This window comes from Edaphobacter modestus (assembly GCF_004217555.1).
Taxonomy (GTDB): domain Bacteria; phylum Acidobacteriota; class Terriglobia; order Terriglobales; family Acidobacteriaceae; genus Edaphobacter; species Edaphobacter modestus.
Window position 1 is genome coordinate 3,031,099 of record NZ_SHKW01000001.1, and the last position, 16,284, is coordinate 3,047,382.

15 protein-coding genes are annotated in these 16,284 nt (G+C 59.7%); 8 read left to right on the forward strand and 7 right to left on the reverse strand.

Annotation, left to right across the window (positions count from 1 at the left end; all coding sequences use genetic code 11):
* Nucleotides 1–130: 130 nt before the first annotated feature.
* Together BDD14_RS12725 and lpxB are read right to left on the reverse strand one after the other, a co-directional pair.
* Complete coding sequence (locus tag BDD14_RS12725) at nucleotides 131–2,122, reverse strand: M1 family aminopeptidase (protein WP_130419130.1); 1,992 nt, start codon at nucleotides 2,120–2,122, stop codon at nucleotides 131–133.
* 64 nt (nucleotides 2,123–2,186) lie between these two features.
* On the reverse strand, nucleotides 2,187–3,479 hold the full coding sequence (gene lpxB, locus BDD14_RS12730) for a lipid-A-disaccharide synthase (RefSeq protein ID WP_242617918.1): 1,293 nt from the start codon (nucleotides 3,477–3,479) through the stop codon (nucleotides 2,187–2,189).
* On the opposite strand from lpxB, the gene BDD14_RS12735 reads away from it, so the two are divergent.
* Nucleotides 3,468–4,148, forward strand: coding sequence for a YdeI/OmpD-associated family protein (locus BDD14_RS12735; RefSeq protein ID WP_130419131.1), 681 nt, complete (start codon nucleotides 3,468–3,470; stop codon nucleotides 4,146–4,148). The two genes, lpxB and BDD14_RS12735, sit on opposite strands and share 12 nt — an antisense overlap.
* Here BDD14_RS12735 and BDD14_RS12740 read toward each other — a convergent pair.
* A complete protein-coding gene (locus BDD14_RS12740; protein WP_130419132.1) occupies nucleotides 4,129–4,683 on the reverse strand; it encodes a hypothetical protein in 555 nt (184 codons plus the stop codon). The genes BDD14_RS12735 and BDD14_RS12740 overlap by 20 nt on opposite strands.
* Entirely contained in the window at nucleotides 4,631–5,485 is an 855-nt protein-coding gene (locus tag BDD14_RS12745; RefSeq protein ID WP_130419133.1) for a hypothetical protein, read from the reverse strand. The genes BDD14_RS12740 and BDD14_RS12745 overlap by 53 nt, the downstream gene beginning before the upstream one ends.
* A gap of 358 nt (nucleotides 5,486–5,843) precedes the next feature.
* Between BDD14_RS12745 and BDD14_RS12750 the strand changes: the two genes are divergently transcribed.
* The 3 genes from BDD14_RS12750 (at nucleotide 5,844) to BDD14_RS12760 (ending at nucleotide 8,163) form a co-directional block, all read left to right on the forward strand.
* Nucleotides 5,844–6,437 carry a hypothetical protein gene (locus BDD14_RS12750; RefSeq protein ID WP_242617919.1) on the forward strand — a complete coding sequence of 198 codons (594 nt, stop codon included), beginning with the start codon at nucleotides 5,844–5,846 and terminating at the stop codon, nucleotides 6,435–6,437.
* Between the two features lie 109 nt (nucleotides 6,438–6,546).
* Nucleotides 6,547–7,518: an acyltransferase family protein gene (locus BDD14_RS12755; RefSeq protein WP_130419134.1), complete on the forward strand. Its 972-nt coding sequence runs from the start codon at nucleotides 6,547–6,549 to the stop codon at nucleotides 7,516–7,518.
* Between the two features lie 24 nt (nucleotides 7,519–7,542).
* Nucleotides 7,543–8,163, forward strand: coding sequence for a GDSL-type esterase/lipase family protein (locus BDD14_RS12760; RefSeq protein WP_130419135.1), 621 nt, complete (start codon nucleotides 7,543–7,545; stop codon nucleotides 8,161–8,163).
* 107 nt (nucleotides 8,164–8,270) lie between these two features.
* On the opposite strand, the gene gyrA is transcribed toward BDD14_RS12760, so the two are convergent.
* Nucleotides 8,271–11,009, reverse strand: a complete 2,739-nt coding sequence (gene gyrA / locus BDD14_RS12765; protein ID WP_130419136.1) for a DNA gyrase subunit A — start codon at nucleotides 11,007–11,009, stop codon at nucleotides 8,271–8,273.
* A gap of 148 nt (nucleotides 11,010–11,157) precedes the next feature.
* Here gyrA and BDD14_RS12770 point away from each other — a divergent pair, with 148 nt between their 5' ends.
* The gene (locus BDD14_RS12770) at nucleotides 11,158–11,355 is read left to right on the forward strand and encodes a hypothetical protein (protein ID WP_130419137.1); all 198 of its coding nucleotides are present in this window, start codon (nucleotides 11,158–11,160) and stop codon (nucleotides 11,353–11,355) included.
* Between the two features lie 30 nt (nucleotides 11,356–11,385).
* On the opposite strand, the gene BDD14_RS12775 is transcribed toward BDD14_RS12770, so the two are convergent.
* Nucleotides 11,386–12,309 carry a creatininase family protein gene (locus tag BDD14_RS12775; protein WP_242617920.1) on the reverse strand — a complete coding sequence of 308 codons (924 nt, stop codon included), beginning with the start codon at nucleotides 12,307–12,309 and terminating at the stop codon, nucleotides 11,386–11,388.
* A gap of 217 nt (nucleotides 12,310–12,526) precedes the next feature.
* On the opposite strand from BDD14_RS12775, the gene BDD14_RS12780 reads away from it, so the two are divergent.
* Both BDD14_RS12780 and BDD14_RS12785 read left to right on the forward strand, forming a co-directional pair.
* Complete coding sequence (locus tag BDD14_RS12780) at nucleotides 12,527–13,336, forward strand: GAF domain-containing protein (RefSeq protein ID WP_130419138.1); 810 nt, start codon at nucleotides 12,527–12,529, stop codon at nucleotides 13,334–13,336.
* 381 nt (nucleotides 13,337–13,717) lie between these two features.
* Nucleotides 13,718–15,208: a hypothetical protein gene (locus BDD14_RS12785; protein WP_130419139.1), complete on the forward strand. Its 1,491-nt coding sequence runs from the start codon at nucleotides 13,718–13,720 to the stop codon at nucleotides 15,206–15,208.
* Nucleotides 15,209–15,293: 85 nt separating this feature from the next.
* On the opposite strand, the gene BDD14_RS12790 is transcribed toward BDD14_RS12785, so the two are convergent.
* Nucleotides 15,294–15,623: a CsbD family protein gene (locus BDD14_RS12790; protein WP_207231728.1), complete on the reverse strand. Its 330-nt coding sequence runs from the start codon at nucleotides 15,621–15,623 to the stop codon at nucleotides 15,294–15,296.
* Between the two features lie 335 nt (nucleotides 15,624–15,958).
* Here BDD14_RS12790 and rpmB point away from each other — a divergent pair, with 335 nt between their 5' ends.
* Complete coding sequence (rpmB, locus tag BDD14_RS12795; RefSeq protein ID WP_130419140.1) at nucleotides 15,959–16,147, forward strand: 50S ribosomal protein L28; 189 nt, start codon at nucleotides 15,959–15,961, stop codon at nucleotides 16,145–16,147.
* Nucleotides 16,148–16,284 lie beyond the last annotated feature (137 nt).

A 16,284-nucleotide genomic window follows, 5' to 3' on the forward strand; every position in this document is an offset into this window, starting at 1 on the left:
ACCGTACTCCACAATTTGGCTTAAAAGCCATCTATCTTGCCTAAGTTCTGAATATCGAACAGTTTATTCGTGGCGATACAAAGTCGCAGATCAAAGCGTTACCAGACAGAATCGCACAGGGCAGAACTACCTAATTGCTCGCACTCTCACGTTTATACGGCTTCTGCATTAGGGCCCGAGCCTCGTTGATCGCGCCCTGCGTATTGTCGTTGGTCTGTACAGCGAGGCGATACTCGTTGACAGCGCGATCGCGCTGTCCGGTCACATCGAAGATGCGGCCAAGCTCGATGTGACTCCAAACCTCCACCCACTTTGGCTCCCCATCCCCACGCAACGCATCCCGAAAGGAATTGGCGGCAGACTGATAATTGCGCTGCATAAAGAACACCTCGCCGATGCGATAGTTTGCCAGGGAGCTGTTGCGGTTCGCATCCAGGGCCTTCTGGTATTCGATCAGCCCGGCCGTCAGATCACCCTGCGCCACCTGCTGCTGACCACGGAGAACAGCTACACGAACTGCAAGGTCGGGGGTGCTCTTGAGCACCCAGTTCTGGGGATCGATCGAGATCCGTCGCGGACGGCCGAAGGTCTCCACCGAAAAGTTACTCTCCGTGCCCGAGACGTCGACCCGGCGAACCTCCGTTTTGCCGTCCGTCTCGATCCGCAGCTCTACAGGCATGTTGAACAGGTCCAGGTCCTGGGCGATCGAGCCAACCGTTCGAAATCCCTTGTTACTTCCCAGGCGAAAGACCGTGTACTTATTGGTAAAGGTAGGAGCTCCCGTCCCATCGCACCATTGCGCAAAGAAGGATGTGAGCTGCAACTGCGACTGGGCCTCGGCCACGGTCTGGACGTTCGAAGACCGAACAGACTTGTCCGTGTATTGAGAGAGCAGCCCTCGCAGGAACTTCAGAAAGGCCTCGTCTCCCATCTCCCACCGAAGCATATGGAAGACCATGGCGCCTTTCTCGAGCGTCATGGACTGGAACTGCGGCGAAAACGGGTCAAGGCGTCCCACACTGGAGAGCGGTTCCGTGTCGTAGGCCAGCGCGCCGGCCTGAACGTCAGTCACCGCAGACTCGAAGGCACTCTTGCCGGCGGAGTCCTCGACATACATCAGCTCTCCATAGCGCGACATCCCGTTGGTAATCCACGCATCGTTGAGGGTGGCCGGCGAGATCTCCGAGCCCCACCACTGGTGAGCGAGAGTGTTGGCCAGCAGGCGAGAATAAGTCTTTCCAGCAACACGCGCCCCTGAGATCGCAGCAATCTCAGGAGCCCACGTAGCGGACACCGCGTCGTCGGGCATCTCAACAAGATTGATCTGTCCACTCTCCGGCCGACCGAAGGTCGTCGACATGAACTCGAACTGCTTGGCGGCATCCTGCGCAAAGGGAACGGCGACAGCCTTGCGGGGCTCGGTCACATAGACATGGATATTATTGATACCCGGCGCCGTAATGGGCTCGAGGAACTTCCCCGCGATAATGGTTCCGGGAAAACCCGGTCTGGTCCACTTGAAGGTGTACTCGGTGCGGTTGCCAGGAAGGCTCTTCGGAGCGGCCACGCCAGATCCGGAGCCGATCACGCGCTCATCGCCAGGAACCCGTATATGCATCTCTGCGGTGAAGCGATCGGTATAAAGGCCGGCCATCGGAAACCAGCGACCCGGGTAGAGCAGAATGCTGATGGGGTCCTGCACCGATGCGAAGTTGATCCCTTCGACCGGACTGGTCTCCGAACCCCGGAGGACGCCCCCATACTCGAAGGTCCAGGTGGTCGAGGTCCCCTTGGGAATCGGGGTCGCCAGGTTGAACCGGACCGTGGAGTTGGTCGTGACACGCTCAGCGTCGAGAGGCTTTTGAGCGGCATCCGTAACCTTTGTGAGCTGGAGACCGTTGTTCAACTCGAAGACGGGCGCGGTCAAATCCTCCAGCGCGGTAAAAGTGACTACCGCAGTGGCTGCAATCTTGTTGTCCGCAGGGAAAAGATCTGCATTAATCACGTAACCGGTGACATCGAGCTGCGGCCGCGCTGGAGCCGCCCATGCGGCGCTCGCGATAAAGAGGAAAGGGATCAGGAAGGCAGGCGAAGAGCGAAATTTTCGAGCAAAAGCACGCATGAAGGGGAAATTCCTCAACAACATGGTACTGCCGTTCTACCTGCCGGGGGCAGGCGTCTTTGTCTTAGACGCTCGCGGCCGGGATTCGGCCCCGTTCAACGAAAGAAGGATCGAGGAGAGAATCGACCGCATTCGCCACCTGGCTGATGGAACCAGCCCCTGCAGCCGGGAGAAGCCTGGACCGAACCTTCGCGAGGTCAACGATCATCCTGGCTCGTTCCGAAGTGTCGTCCAGCAGCCGACGAAGAGAGACAGCAACGTTCGCCGGGGTGAACTGTTCCTGGATCAGCTCCGGAACGATCGTCCGCCCGGCGATCAGGTTCACCATGGCGATGGGCAGGTTGCCGTGGCGATCCGTGGCCCCGGAAGGCCAGACCTCGGGAGGATACCTGACCAGGCGTTTTGCAAGTTTGAACGTGAGAGGCGAGACCCTGTAGACGACGACGAAAGGATTGCCGATGACGGCGGCCTGCACCGTCGCAGTCCCGCTGGCCACTACCGAAGCTCGAGCGTGAAAGAGAGCCTCGCGGGCATCGGAGACAAGGCGGAGACCTGCGACAACTCCTCCTGCGACGCCTGAGGATTCGGCCTGCTGCTTTACCCATGACCGATCGAGAGTCGAGGCGATCGGCAGGATGTATTCATACTCATCTCCGAACCTCGCAACGGCCCCGAGCATCGTGGGGAGATTCAGCTTTACCTCCCTGGATCGGGAACCCGGCAGCAGGGCTATCCATTGTTTTGCCGGATCGAGTCCGTTGCGCTCCGCATAGGCGTCTCGCGAACCCGCAGGCACTGGAAGTTCTGCCAGCGGATGACCGGTGAACGTGGCGTTGACTCCGCGGTTGCGATAAAAGGACTCCTCGAAGGGAAAGATGACCATCATCCGGTCCACACGCTCCTGCACCCAGCGCAGCCGTCTCCGCTTCCACGCCCAGAGCTGGGGACTGACGAAATAGACCACCGCGATACTGAGCGCCCTCAACTCCCGCGCCAGCCGGAAGTTAACGTCGGGAAAATCGATAAGCACAGCAGCTTGCGGCTTGCGCTCTTTAATAGATGCGACAAGTTTTCGGTATGAGCCGTAGACCTTGGGAGCGTGACGAAGCACCTCCGTGATGCCCATGTGAGCAACGTCTTCGGCGCGGACGATGCGTTTCTGCCCGGCTGCCTCCATCTCGCGGCCGCCAAGGCCGAAGAAGGTCGCGGAAGGATGGCGCCGTGTCAGCTCGGCGATGATCTGCGCGCCATAGTGGTCGCCTGAAGCCTCACCAGCGGAAAGAAACAGCGTCGGGTTGGACGTAGTCGCAATGGGTCCAGTGTAGATTTTTCTGGAGGTGCTTGCATGGCAGGACAAGTAAAGCGGTTTCGCGCGGTGCTCGAGCCGTTACCGGGTGGATTGGGATGGATCATAGCGCGGATTCCGTTCGATGTCGCGAAGGCGTGGAAGAAGATGGTGCGACTGCGCGTCAAGGTCGAGGTCGGCGGCGAGATCTTTCGCACCTCGCTCTTCTCGGATTCCACGCACGGTGGTCACTTCGTTCTGGTGAATAAGAAGATGCAGAAGGCGGCCGGCGTTCGGCTGGGTGGAATGATCGACCTTGCTGTCGAGCCTGATCTTGAGGAGCGCGAGATAGAGGCTCCTGCGGAGCTCGAGAAGCTTTTCAAGAAGGAGAAGGCGCTGGCGAAGTGGTACTCGAAGCTCAGCGATGCGATCAGGCGGGATATTGCGAGGACGATTGCGGAGGTGAAGAGTTCGGAGGCTCGCCAGCGGCGCGTCGAGCAGATGGCTGAGCGGATGCTCCTCGCTATGGAGGGGGAGAAGGTGCTGCCGCCCATTCTTGACGTGGCGTTTCGGAGGCATCCTTCGGCGCGGAGGGGTTGGGAGGCTTTGACGGAGGTGCAGCGTCGCGGCCATCTTCTCGGCGTCTTTTATTACCAGAGTCCTGAGGCGCGGGAGAAGCGCGCGGGCAAGGTTGTGGAGGACTGTCTGCGGGTTGCGGAGGCTAAGAGACAGGGTTCTTGATTTGGGTCGAGGGGATGGGATCGTCCACGTGGGCTCGGGTGAAGAAGAGGGTGTGGAGTTTCTCCTCGCCGAGGACGCGGCGGAGTTCTCGGAAGGCGAAGAGGGGGATGAAGGCGCAGAGGACGATGATCGAGCGGGCGAGGAGGACTTCATAGTCCATTTCGCGCAGGACGGTTCCGGCGGGTAGGTGGTGATAGAGGCGTTTCACGAACTCCTCAAGGAGGTGGAAGAGGAAGACCAGCATTCCGAAGATGAGGGACTTCAGGAGGACGGACTGGTAGAGCGGTCTGGTTTCCGTGTGGCGACCGATGCGGACCATCTGTCCGATGAGGATGACCTTTGCGATGACCAGGGCATTGATGATGGCGAAGGTGTAGTTCATGGGATCGGCGCCATATCTCCTCGAGACGAGGTCGGTGTAGGCGACGATGGCGCAGAAGAGGACGGCCAGGTAGATGGTGATGATGGCGAAGTCTTTCAGTTCATTCTTGGCCCTCTGCTTGAAACCAGGTGCGGATGGATTCTTGCTGGTCATGGGAAGCCTCCCTGTTCTCGGGCGATGGGGCGTTGCCTTCGTGTTGGTCTTGCTTGAGGCCCAGCGGTGGTGCGGATGATTCTACTGTGTCGGGGTCGTTGCTGACGGGAAGATTGAGGTCGCCGCGGTCTTCGGGGGAGCCGGGCAGGGGTTCCGCTCCATAGTGGCGGCCGAGGGCTTCGAGCAGTGCTGCTGCGGTTGGTCTGGAGAGGCGGCGCCACTGCGGGGGAGGAGGGGTGAAGTCTGCGGGAGTTGATGGTGTGGGGGTTTCGGCACCGGGGCGGGGCAGGTCGGGTGTGGGACCGGAGCCGTAGGTGTAAGGCGGATTGGGTTCGGTGGGTTCGGTGTCCTGAGCGGACCGCAGGTCCTTCGACTTCGCTTCGCTCCGCTCAGGATGACACTTCGTCTCCTGGGTGGGTTCGGCTTGGCTGGGTTTGGGTTGGGCGTTCTGGCGCTGGTGCTCGGTGAGGTTGGAGTTGGCGGTCTGGAGGGCGTAGAGGAGGAGGCCGGCGCGGCGGAGGTCGATGTCGTTGTTGGCGATACGGAGCATGATGTCTCCGATGGCGTGCTGGATCTCGGCGCGGGAGTTGGGGACGGGAATGGAGAAGGAGGCCTGGCGGGCGCGGCGCTGGCGGAGGTTGGCGACGGGCGGGCTGGTCTCGTGGTGGTGGTAGCAGAAGCGCTCGCCACGCATGGCGGGGCTGCCGCAGCGGCGGTCTTCGGAGCCGAGGTGACGGCAGCGGCGGGAGGCAGGTGTGGGCTGCTCGGGTATATGGATGGTGTCGGTCAGTTCGGTGATCATGGGTTCCCTCCCCCGGGTATTGTTTTTGCGCAAAATCTTCAAAACAAAAGACCTGAGTCCGGACCTCGTGGACTCAGGCTGGTTAAAGTCGAAAGCCCGGCGGGTGGCCGGGCTTGAGTGGTGTCTCTGATTTAAGGCTAGCAGAGGGTGTCAAGGTTTTGGGTGTGGAAAAGGGGCTCCGGGGCGCGGTTTTGCTGGGGTTCTGCGTGTGCACGTTCATCGGGATGAGAGGTGAATGGCGACGCCACAACTCACTTGCTGTCAGCCAGCCGTTATTCCACTAAATGGTTATTGCGAAAGGAGATGGCAGAGCATAAAGTTCAGACGCTCCCCTATCTGAATATTGCAAAAGGATGCTGTGATCATTCGTCCGTTTACTGCCTGCACGTTGGTTTGTCTTCTCGCCTTCTCCGAATCACTCCCCGCTCAACAGACACCCGCTACTCCCGCCCCAGCTGTCGCTGCTTTGGTTGCTCCGGCTACGACGACTGCACCTGTACCATCCGGACCCGACGCTACCGGGAAGTACAAGCTGCTCGAAGGGGAGGATGTAAGTCTGCAATTCGCACAGGACCTATCCTCAAAGACCGCTGCGGAGGGCGACCCTGTCGCTCTGACGCTCGTGGACGACCTCAAGGTAAATGGCATTGTGGTGGCGAAGGCAGGAAGCAAGGCTCTCGGAGAGGTGAGCAAGGCTGAAAAGTCCGGAATGATGGGCAAGGCCGGTGAGCTGAGTATTCGACTGAACTACCTGAAGGTGAGGGAGGAGAAGATCAGGCTGCGCGGCACCAAAGGCAAAGAGGGCGAGAGCGGCGTTACAGGCGCGGTGGTTCTTACAGTGCTCTTTGGGCCGATCGGTCTGATCAAACATGGCAAGAACGTGGAGATCAAGCAGGGACAATCATTGCATGCCTACGTCTCGGAAGATATTTCTCTCTTGCCTGTGTCGTAGAGATAGATGGCGCAAGAGATTGGATCTTCGCTTTCGCGAAAATTACCCACTCATCTGCGATGAATGGGGCACCCAGGATAATGCCTAGATTTGAGAGTGTGTGCAAATAATGAGCTCATCCACGCGCGTTCCGCAGCTAGATGGCCTTCGGGGCCTAGCGATTCTCCTGGTGTTGGTCCACCACGCCTATCACGTCAAGCTGCTGTGGATGGGTGTCGATGTCTTCTTTGTGCTGTCGGGATTCCTGATCACCTCGATTCTTCTGAAGGAGAAGGCGAAGCCTCTTGGTAAGTACATCGGGAACTTCTATGCTCACCGTGTCCGCCGTATTCTCCCCGCCTACCTAATGGCTCTTCTAATTGTAGGAGTGGTCGTAAGGAATGGCTGGACGCACTTCTGGCCCTATTACATCGGTGCGATGAACTTCATGCAGCCGCTGGGAATCCACCAGTCGGACGTACTCCCTCTCTGGTCTTTGGCCGTCGAAGAGCAATTCTACTTGATCTGGCCCCTAGTGGTCTTTTGGATGGGGAGGAAGCACCTTACATGGCTGGCGAGCGGGCTGTTAGTTCTGGCTCCCATCCTGCGCTTCCTCTGCACCCCTCTCTTCAAGGCGCATTGGGCTATCTACATGCTGCTCCCTTTCCGCATGGATACACTGGCGGCGGGAGCGCTGATCGCAATCTTAGGGACGCAGGTTCCAAGAAAGCTTTACGCTTGGGCAGTCGCTGTGGGCATAGGCGGACTCATGGCTCTCTCCTACTTCCATGTGACCACCTACGCAAACACTCGCCCGGGAAACACGCTCGTCTATGAGTGCACTCTGCTGATAGCCTTTGGGCTGTTCGCTTATGCGCTGGGGGCATCTTCGAAAGTGCTGGCATGGGCTCCCTTACGGTACGTCGGGACCATCAGCTATTCGATTTATCTGATGCACCTGCTGGCTCTTAGCCTGATCCCGAGCAGGCCCCTGGCGATCATTGCCGTGCTGTCGTACTCCACGCTAAGCTGGTTCTATTATGAGAAACCCATCCTCCGTTACCGTCGCGAAGTATTTGCATTGCAGTCAGCAAGCGTATAGACATCGCAATGTTCGGCGGGAGAGATGATCAGCTGGTTCAAACTCGTTTTCTTCGAGTGGGGAGGATGCGGAACTAAGTTCTACAAGGTGCTCGCGTGTCTCTTGTTCCTGTTGGTAGGGGTGGGATGTGGGCAAGGGGCAGCTGCACCATTGCCCGCATCAATCAACGATAAGACAGTGTTCATAGGGGACTCAATCACCTACTTTTGGAAGCTGCCTAAGCACAACTTAGGTATTCCTGGACAGAGGACTGCGCAGAACGAGGCAAGATTCCAGACGGCCGTCGTCCAGAGTGGATTGCCTCAGGTCATCATCCTCACCGGAGCCAATGACGTCCGGGTTCCCAGTCCCGATTACTCAGGGATTATAGCGAACATCGAGAAGATGGTGGCGCAGGGAAGGGCGGCAGGCATAGACGTGATCCTTTGCGAGCTTACACCCATCACGTGCTGCGACACTCAGGTCCGGACGTTGAATGCCATGATAAAGGACTACGCGACTAGCCAGCACCTTATTCTGGTCGATTACTACACTCCGATGGCGGGGAAAGACGCCACCTACCTGAAGGATGGTCTCCACCCCAATACCCTGGGATACGCGATCATGGAAGACACCCTGACGCAGATCCTTCAACCGGCCAGCTAGAGGTATCTTTATTGGAGCGGGATAAATTCTCCACGGCAATACTGATATTGCACGTGAGATCAAGATGATAGCAAGTCTATCGGTATCGCCCCCAAATCACTTTAGCGTTATTGCAACAACGTCCCGGTCTCTGGTTCTGATTTGGATTCATCCGGTGGGATGACTACTGCTGCGCCTACCTTGTCGTCGGTGTCGAGGTCGAGGAGTTTGACTCCGCTGGTGGAGCGGCCGGCGGCGCGGATGCCCTTGGTGTCGATGCGGATGATCTTTCCGAACTGGCTGATGACCATCAACTCGCTGGTCTCGTCGACGAGCTGGATGCTGGAGACCTTGCCGATCTTGGGCGTGGTCTTCATGTTGATGACTCCGGAGCCGCCGCGGGTCTGGAGGCGGTACTCCTCGACATCGGTACGCTTGCCGAAGCCGTTCTCGGAGACAGACAGGATGAGGCAGGGGGTGATGTCCTTGCCTTCGGCCTGGAGCTCGACCTGGCGCTTGGCGCGGTACTCGGCGGAGGGGGTGACGGCGACGCCGATGACGTAGTCGTTCTTCTTGAGGGAGATTCCCTTGTTTCCGCCGGCGCTGCGTCCCATGGGACGCAGGCCGCCGGTGATTCCCTTGTCGGCGTCGTAGGCCTCGGAGAAGCGGATGGCCATGCCTTCGTGGGTGGCGAGGAAGATGACGTCGTCGCCGGTGGTGGTGCGGGCGGCGATGAGCTCGTCGTCCTTGTCGATGGAGATGGCGATGATGCCGCGCGCCATGACGTTCGAGAAGTCGGGCAGCGGAGTCTTCTTGACGGTGCCGTTGCGGGTGGCGAAGAAGATGAACTTGCCCTCTTCGGTGAGGTCGCGGATGCCGAGGATGGTGACGACCTTTTCGCCGGGCTGGAGGGCGAGGAGCGAGGCCATGGCCTTGCCCTTGCCTGCGGCTCCGACGTCTGGGATCTCGTAGATCTTGAGCCAGAAGACGCGGCCGGTGTTGGTGAAGCAGAGCAGGAAGGCGTGGGTGGAGTCGACGATGAGCTGGGCGACGAAGTCCTCTTCGCGGGTCTTCATGCCGAGGCGTCCGGTCCCACCGCGGCGCTGCTGGCGGTAAGTGGAGATAGGCGTGCGCTTGAGGTAGCCGGTGTTGGAGATGGTGACGGCGACCTGTTCGTCGGCGATGAGGTCTTCGAGCTGGATCTCGGTGGTCTCGTCGACGATCTGGGTGCGGCGGGCGTCGCCGTACCTGTCGCGGACCTCTTCGAGCTCCTTGACGATGACGCGGCGGAGCTTCTTCTCGGAGGCGAGGATGGACTCGAGCTCGGCGATGGTGTCGCGGACCTGGGCGAGCTCTTTGAGCGTCTCGTCGATGGAGAGCTGGGTGAGGCGGTAGAGCTGCAGCTCGAGGATAGCGTCGACCTGGCGGTAGCTGAGGATGAGGGTGCCGGTGGTCGAGAAGGTCAGATCGACGCCATATTTGGCAGCGTCGAGGGAGACTCCGGCGAGCTCGGTGCCGCGCAGGTTGATGCGTTTGTTGGAGAAGTAGGCGAAGAGGTTCTCGCGGGCCTCGGCACGGGAGCCCGACTGGCGGATGATCTTGATGACGTTGTCGAGGTGGTCGAGCGCGATCTGGAATCCGAGCAGAAGGTGTTCGCGGTCGCGGGCCTTGTTGAGGAGGAAGGCGGTGCGGCGGCGTACGACCTCGATGCGGTGCTCGAGGAAGTAGCGGATGGCGTGGTCGAGCGGGAGGACCTTCGGCTGGCCGTTGTGGACGGCGAGGAAGATCATGGAGAAGCTCTCCTGCATGGGGGTGTGCTTGAAGAGCTGGTTGAGGACGATCTGGTGCTCGGCGCCGCGCTTGAGCTCGATGACGATGCGCATGCCGTCGCGGTCGGACTCGTCGCGGACGTCGGAGATGTCGTCGATGATCTTTTCGTTGGCGAGCTGGGCGATGCGCTTGATGAGGTTGGACTTGTTGACCTGGTAGGGGATCTCGGTGACGATGATCGCCTGGCGGCCGCCGGTGATGTTCTCGGTGGCGACCTTGGAGCGCATGATGAAGCGTCCGCGGCCGGTGTTGTAGGTCTGGGCGATGCCGTCGCGGCCGTAGAGATAGCCGCCGGTGGGGAAGTCGGGTCCTTTGACATGCTCGAGAGCGATGGCGATGTCGGGGCGGTTGTCGCCCTTCTCCTTATTGAGGAGCGCGATGCAGGCGTTCACGACCTCGGTGAGGTTGTGCGGCGGGATGTTGGTCGCCATGCCGACGGCGATACCGCCGCCACCGTTCACGATGAGGTTGGGGACGCGCGCCGGGAGGACGGTGGGCTCGAGGGTGGACTCGTCGTAGTTGGGGGCGAAGTCGACGGTGTCGGAGTCGATGTCGGCGAGCATCTCACCGGCGATGCGGGTGAGGCGGGATTCGGTGTAACGCATGGCGGCGGGTGGGTCGCCGTCGATGGAGCCGAAGTTGCCCTGGCCGTCTACGAGGATGTAGCGGAGCGAGAAGGGCTGCGCGAGGCGGACCATGGTGTCGTAGATGGCGGAGTCGCCGTGGGGATGGTAGTTACCCATGACGTGACCGACGACCTTGGCCGACTTGGTGTACTTTTTGTTGTACTGGAGGCCCATCTCCTGCATTCCGTAGAGGATGCGGCGATGCACGGGCTTGAGGCCGTCGCGAACGTCGGGCAGGGCGCGGCCGATGATCACGGACATCGAGTAGTCGAGATACGACCGGCGCATCTCATCTTCAATATTGATGGGGAGAAGCAGCGCCGCACCGGGGCCCTTGATGGTGCTGTCTGAGCCGTTTGGGTTGTCTGAATTGGGACCGAGCGGGAGCTGGGGATTCTGATCGTCTGCCATGGTTTCTACCCTCTATTATAGAGGGTTTCGTGGGTGTCTGCCTCTCCTATCGCGACTCCGGGAGGTATCGCGGACGAGTCCGGCACCGGGTCGCGGCAGGGAGAGGAGATGGCCGCTACGACTATCAAAAGAAAGGGGATCTAGTCCTTTGAACAGCCTGCGAGTGAGCTTTATCGCTTCGGCTTCCCTGGCCGCATGCCTGGGCTGCGATCCCCCGCCCCAGCCGAAGCCTCCCCCGACCCCGATTCCGAAGAGCGCGATCTCCTTAGGCATGGAGGCCCGGGTGGCGGCGGCGATTCCCCGTACGCCGGCTGGCGACGTTACGATACTTGTCGCCAGCCGCTAGGACGTTTGCCGGGCATCCGGCTACACACCGCTACTGTGGGGTATCGATGGGGTGTGTGGTCTTGTCGAAGAACTCCTGCTGCAGCTTCAGGCTGACGTTGTCGGCCTTGATGGCGGCGAGGACCTTGCTGACGGAGTCGACCCACCAGTTGATCTGGTATTCGCCTAACTCGTGAGTGGCGGCCGAGCCGTCGCCGGCGTAGTGGTCGGGAAAGCTGGCGTACCACCAGATGCCGGTGTAGACGCCCTCCGGCAGGCTCTGGTGATGCTGGTCGCCACCTGATTCCTCGTTTGCGCGATCCAGGTGAACGAGGTCGGGACGTACGATCAGCAGCTTTGAGGTTTCGCTTTCGCCGGCATGCTGGTCGTTGGTGGTCTTCTTCTGCGGGCCTCCGGAGGTGGGGGTGCGCCGATCGAAGACGTAGACGACGTAGTCGTGGGGCTTATCCAACTGGGTCTGCGCGAAGTAGGGCAGGAGGTGATTGTTTCCGCCGTGGCCGTTGATGATCAGGATCTTTTTGCAGCCATTGCGCCCCATCTCGTCGGTGGTCGCCTGCAGCATGGCAAGCTGCATCTCGCGGCTGTAGGAGACGGTACCGGGCTCCTGGCGCGCCTCGGCGATCTGCCCGAAGTAGTAGGCGGGAAAGACGACGGTGTATTGCTGCTGCGCGGCGTGCTCCGCCACATAACGGGCGTTCAGAAGATCAGAGCCGAGCGGCAGGTGGGGTCCATGCTTCTCCAGAATCCCGATGGGCAGCAAGCAGGTTCCCTGGGCTGCCTTGATGGCTTTGACGAAGTCGGGGCCGGTCAGCTCTTCCCAGTGGACCGACAGCTTCGCCTGCGGAGAGCCGGCCTGGGCGACGGCCAGCGGCCCTGCGCCGAGGACGGTTGAAATAAGAAGGGAGGTCGCAAAGGAATATCTCTTAAGGTTTCTGCCAGCTGTCGTACGGCTCACTCAGTCATTTCTCCTGCGCGAATTTTACAGCCTGCTCCGAGCTTCCGTTTGCTTCCAGCGACAAGGCCTTTGAAGATCCTGCGAAAATATCATTTAAAGTCTTAGAGTGAGGGGTACGGGAGCTTTAGAATTAGACCCCATTCTTCGGCGATGAAGAGCGGTAGATCGCCGAGCTCTCGGATTCAACAAAGCGGTTTGGCAGCTGCAGAAGGAAGTTATGAAGACACTCGATCCGACCTGTGGGGAGACCGGCCTCGAAGTCATCGATATCAAGGACAGTTCTGAATACACCGCACGACGGATCCATGTCCGCGATATGGCGACACAGATGGAGGGGATGCGCCGGATCGCTCATGCCTTCGTCGAGCGTCCGGAGACTGTACTTCAGGAGTTGGTCAATGCCGCGGTGGAGCTTTGCCAGGCCGATAGCGCAGGCATAAGCATCGAGCGTCCGGACCACCCCGACCAGGATTTCTACCATTGGGTTGCGACCGCGGGCGAGTATTCGGGCTTTCTGGACGCAGTGCTGCCGCGCTATCCCAGCGCATGCGGCGTATGCCTTGAGCGTGGCAGGCCTCAGCTGTTCCGCGTGGGACAGCGGTTCTTCGACCTGCTGGGCGTTACAGCGCCGCTGATCACCGACGGAATTCTTTTGCCGTGGCAGGCAGACGAGACCCGCGGAACCATCTTCATCATGGCCCATGGACGAGACGAGGCCTTCGATAAAAACGACTGCCGGATGATGGAGGTCCTTGCCGACTTCGCCGCGATGGGCATCAGGCAGCAAGGACTGCAAAAGAGGCTGACGGAGCAGGCGAGCGCCGCAGCCGCAGCCGCGATGGCGAACGATCTGGCGCACAAGATCAACAATCCGCTGCAGAGCCTTACCAACGTGCTGTATCTGGCGCAGGAGCGCCCCGAAGAGCTGGGCGCCCGGGCGCTAGTAGAGCAGGCATCGGGTGATCTCAAAAAGCTCTCGTCCCTGGTACAGGAGCTGCTGGCTCTGCCTTATCGGAACAGCCGATAACGATCCAGCCGATTTCCGGAAATGGAACTGACTCTCTTCGAAGCCTTTGTTTCCATTGACGAGGAGGTTTGGCGTATGTTCCTCTTTTCAGGACGTCCTGCGCTGAAATCCTTGTAACTTATTCACTTCCCCAGGGATCGCGCTACATGGGTTTGCCCTCATCGGGTGAATCGAGTGCGGCATGCGATCGGTTTTCAGCCGGCAGTGCCGTCTGTTCAGAACTCGTGAACAAACAAATCTTCGACTGCAGCGCGTCCTGCTGCAGTGACGAGGAGCGATCCGTAAAGACACCCGGATGACCGGGGCACGGTGGGCGTCTGTGAAGTTCAGACGATCCGTCGTTCATTGACAACCTGTAGTTTTCACCTTCAAGGAGATACCATGTTGAGCTTCAAACGATCTCTTATTGCAGTGGTTCTGATTCTGCCTGCTTCTCTGCTGAAAACCCCTGATGCGTGGTCCCAGACAACTCATCGGCCGAAGATTGCGGTCGATGCGAAGAGCCTTGAGACGGCCACGCCTTTCCAGAACAATAACGGGAGTATTCCGCCGCCCAACCAGTACTCCGGTCCGCTGTTCACGACCAGCCATGCCTGGCCGGAGAAGCCGCTTCCGCCGCTCAAAAATGCTCCTTGGCAGGCTGCGATCCACAACGGCAAGATTACGGTTCAGAACGCTCCGGCATACGCCGCCGCTCTGAAGGCCTACGTCAGCAGGAATGCGCGCACCCTGCTCATGAACTATCCGGCATGGAATGCGGGCAATGCGCACTGGTATACGGAGCCATGGCTGGGCAGCCAGCGCGAGGCCATTCACGGAACCTATGCGGCAGGAGAGTTCGGACCGGGGATCTTTCCGGGCACGGGTCTGCGCGCAACGTTCAACACGCATGTGCTGACCTACTACGACGAACGCGCGGCTTATTCTCTCTACAAGTTCTGGGGCACCTCGGCGCTGTCGCCGAGGATTCAGACACCGAACAGCCAGTTCGATGAGGGCTCAGTGGTGGTGAAGGCTGCGGTGTTCGCTTCGGAGGACAAATCGAAGCAGCTGAACTGGTGGGATGCGATGAACGGCGCGCAGGTGTGGCCGCTCTATGTCGGTGTCGGGCCTCTCTCGCAGGATCCTCCACCTCCGCCCCAGGTGTGGTCCGGCTATGTGGCGCAGTTCGACATCATCGTGAAGGATACGCAGTCGTCGCCGAAGACGGGATGGGTCTTCATGACCCTGGTCTACGACAAATCCGCGCCCGGGGATTTCTGGGACAAGATGGTTCCGCTGGGAGCGCAGTGGGGCAACGACCCGCAGGCGACGGCGGCGGGACAGCCGCTGGTGGAGAACTGGAACAATCCCAAGGCGCCTCTCTACTCCACCCAGACACTGGGCTGGGGCGGAAGGCTTTCGGGACCAAACGATGGAGGACGCAATAACATCGCGGTCAACGGCAAGGTGCTGGTCAACGAACCGGACTCGAGCTGCATGAGCTGTCACAGCACGGCGGAGTGGAATGTACAGCAGCACAAGATGAATTCCTTCCTTCTGCCGTCGTTTGCGACGGCGAATCCTCCGGGATTCCAATTGTGCGGAGACAACGGCAAACCGGATCCGAACGGATCCAACATCTGCTCGCCGGCGCCTGGATCGACCGCGTGGATGAAGTGGTTCCAGAATCGCCCGGGTACCCAGCCGATGGATGCCGGCTCGATCGCGATGGACTTCGACGAGGTCTTCTCCTTCAAGTCGCTCAAATTATGGTGGCAGGCGGTTGGTCCGAAGGGACAACCCATGCCGATGCTCCTGCGAGTACCGGGACATGGGACGCAGTTCAATCAGTACACGGGTGCGCCTTTACCGGCATCGCGTTCCTATTGATCTGACTGGATGCAAGACAGAGCGAGGCCGGACCGCACGGGGTCCGGCCTCGCTTTTTTGTGCGTTCACGCACTGGAAACAGTGATTACCGGTTCAGGTCGTGGATGGTCTGTGCGGCGGCCTGGCCGAACTCCCCAGCCGTATCCTTCGCCCTGCCGGCAACCTTGTCCAACGTACCTTCGGCGGCCAGGTCGGGGTCGCCGGTAAACCGGCCCACTCCTTCCTTCACGCTCCCGATGACGGAGCCGATCTTGCCTTCGGCCCGCTGCCGGGTTCCCCACCCAAATGTCTTTCTTGCTGCTCTATCCACAGAGTCATAGCCGGTGTCGTACTCCTGCTCCCATTCGTTCAAGACCAGCATTGCTACCCCGGCGCCGATTGCCGTTCCTGCCAATAGCCACGGAAGACCTCTCATCGGTGCACCTCCATAGCCGTAGGATGCAATCCAGGGCTCCCTGCGCCGAGGCGGGGAAGGCGCGTGGAGAGTTTTCCAATCCTGGCGGAGGTTCCGGTTCGCGGTTCTTTGCTATAATCAGGAGCAGCGTCTTCGGGAGCCGTCGGCTTCCTGGAAGCACCTGAATTTGTTCGATAAGCAGATTGACGGTCGGCCAACGGCTTTTTATCCGTTCGAGTCGATCACCTCCGCAGCCGGAACGCGAGAAACGCCCGGAATACAGGAAGGATTCGCCCCCGACCGGGAGACGAATGGCCTGCGTGGAAGGATCTGCGACTTAGAGATTGGAGTAAGTTATGGCGCAAAAATGTGATCTCTGCGGGAAGGGCCCGCAGTTCGGCAACAATATCTCTCACGCCCACAACACCACCCGGCGTCGCTGGAACGTGAATCTGCAGTCCGTGAAGGCAGTTGTCGAGGGCACCAGCAAGCGCATTCGTGCGTGCACCAGCTGCATCAAGACGGGCAAGATCGTAAAGGGCTAACCGGCCGCAGTCGGTCTGGACCTTCTGAATACTCTGGGCCTTCTGATCGGATCGATAAAAAGAAACGCCCCAGCCGCATGATTCGCGGGCTGGGGCTTTTCCTGTTTTTCCTGTGCCTGGATTCATCTGAAAGTCCG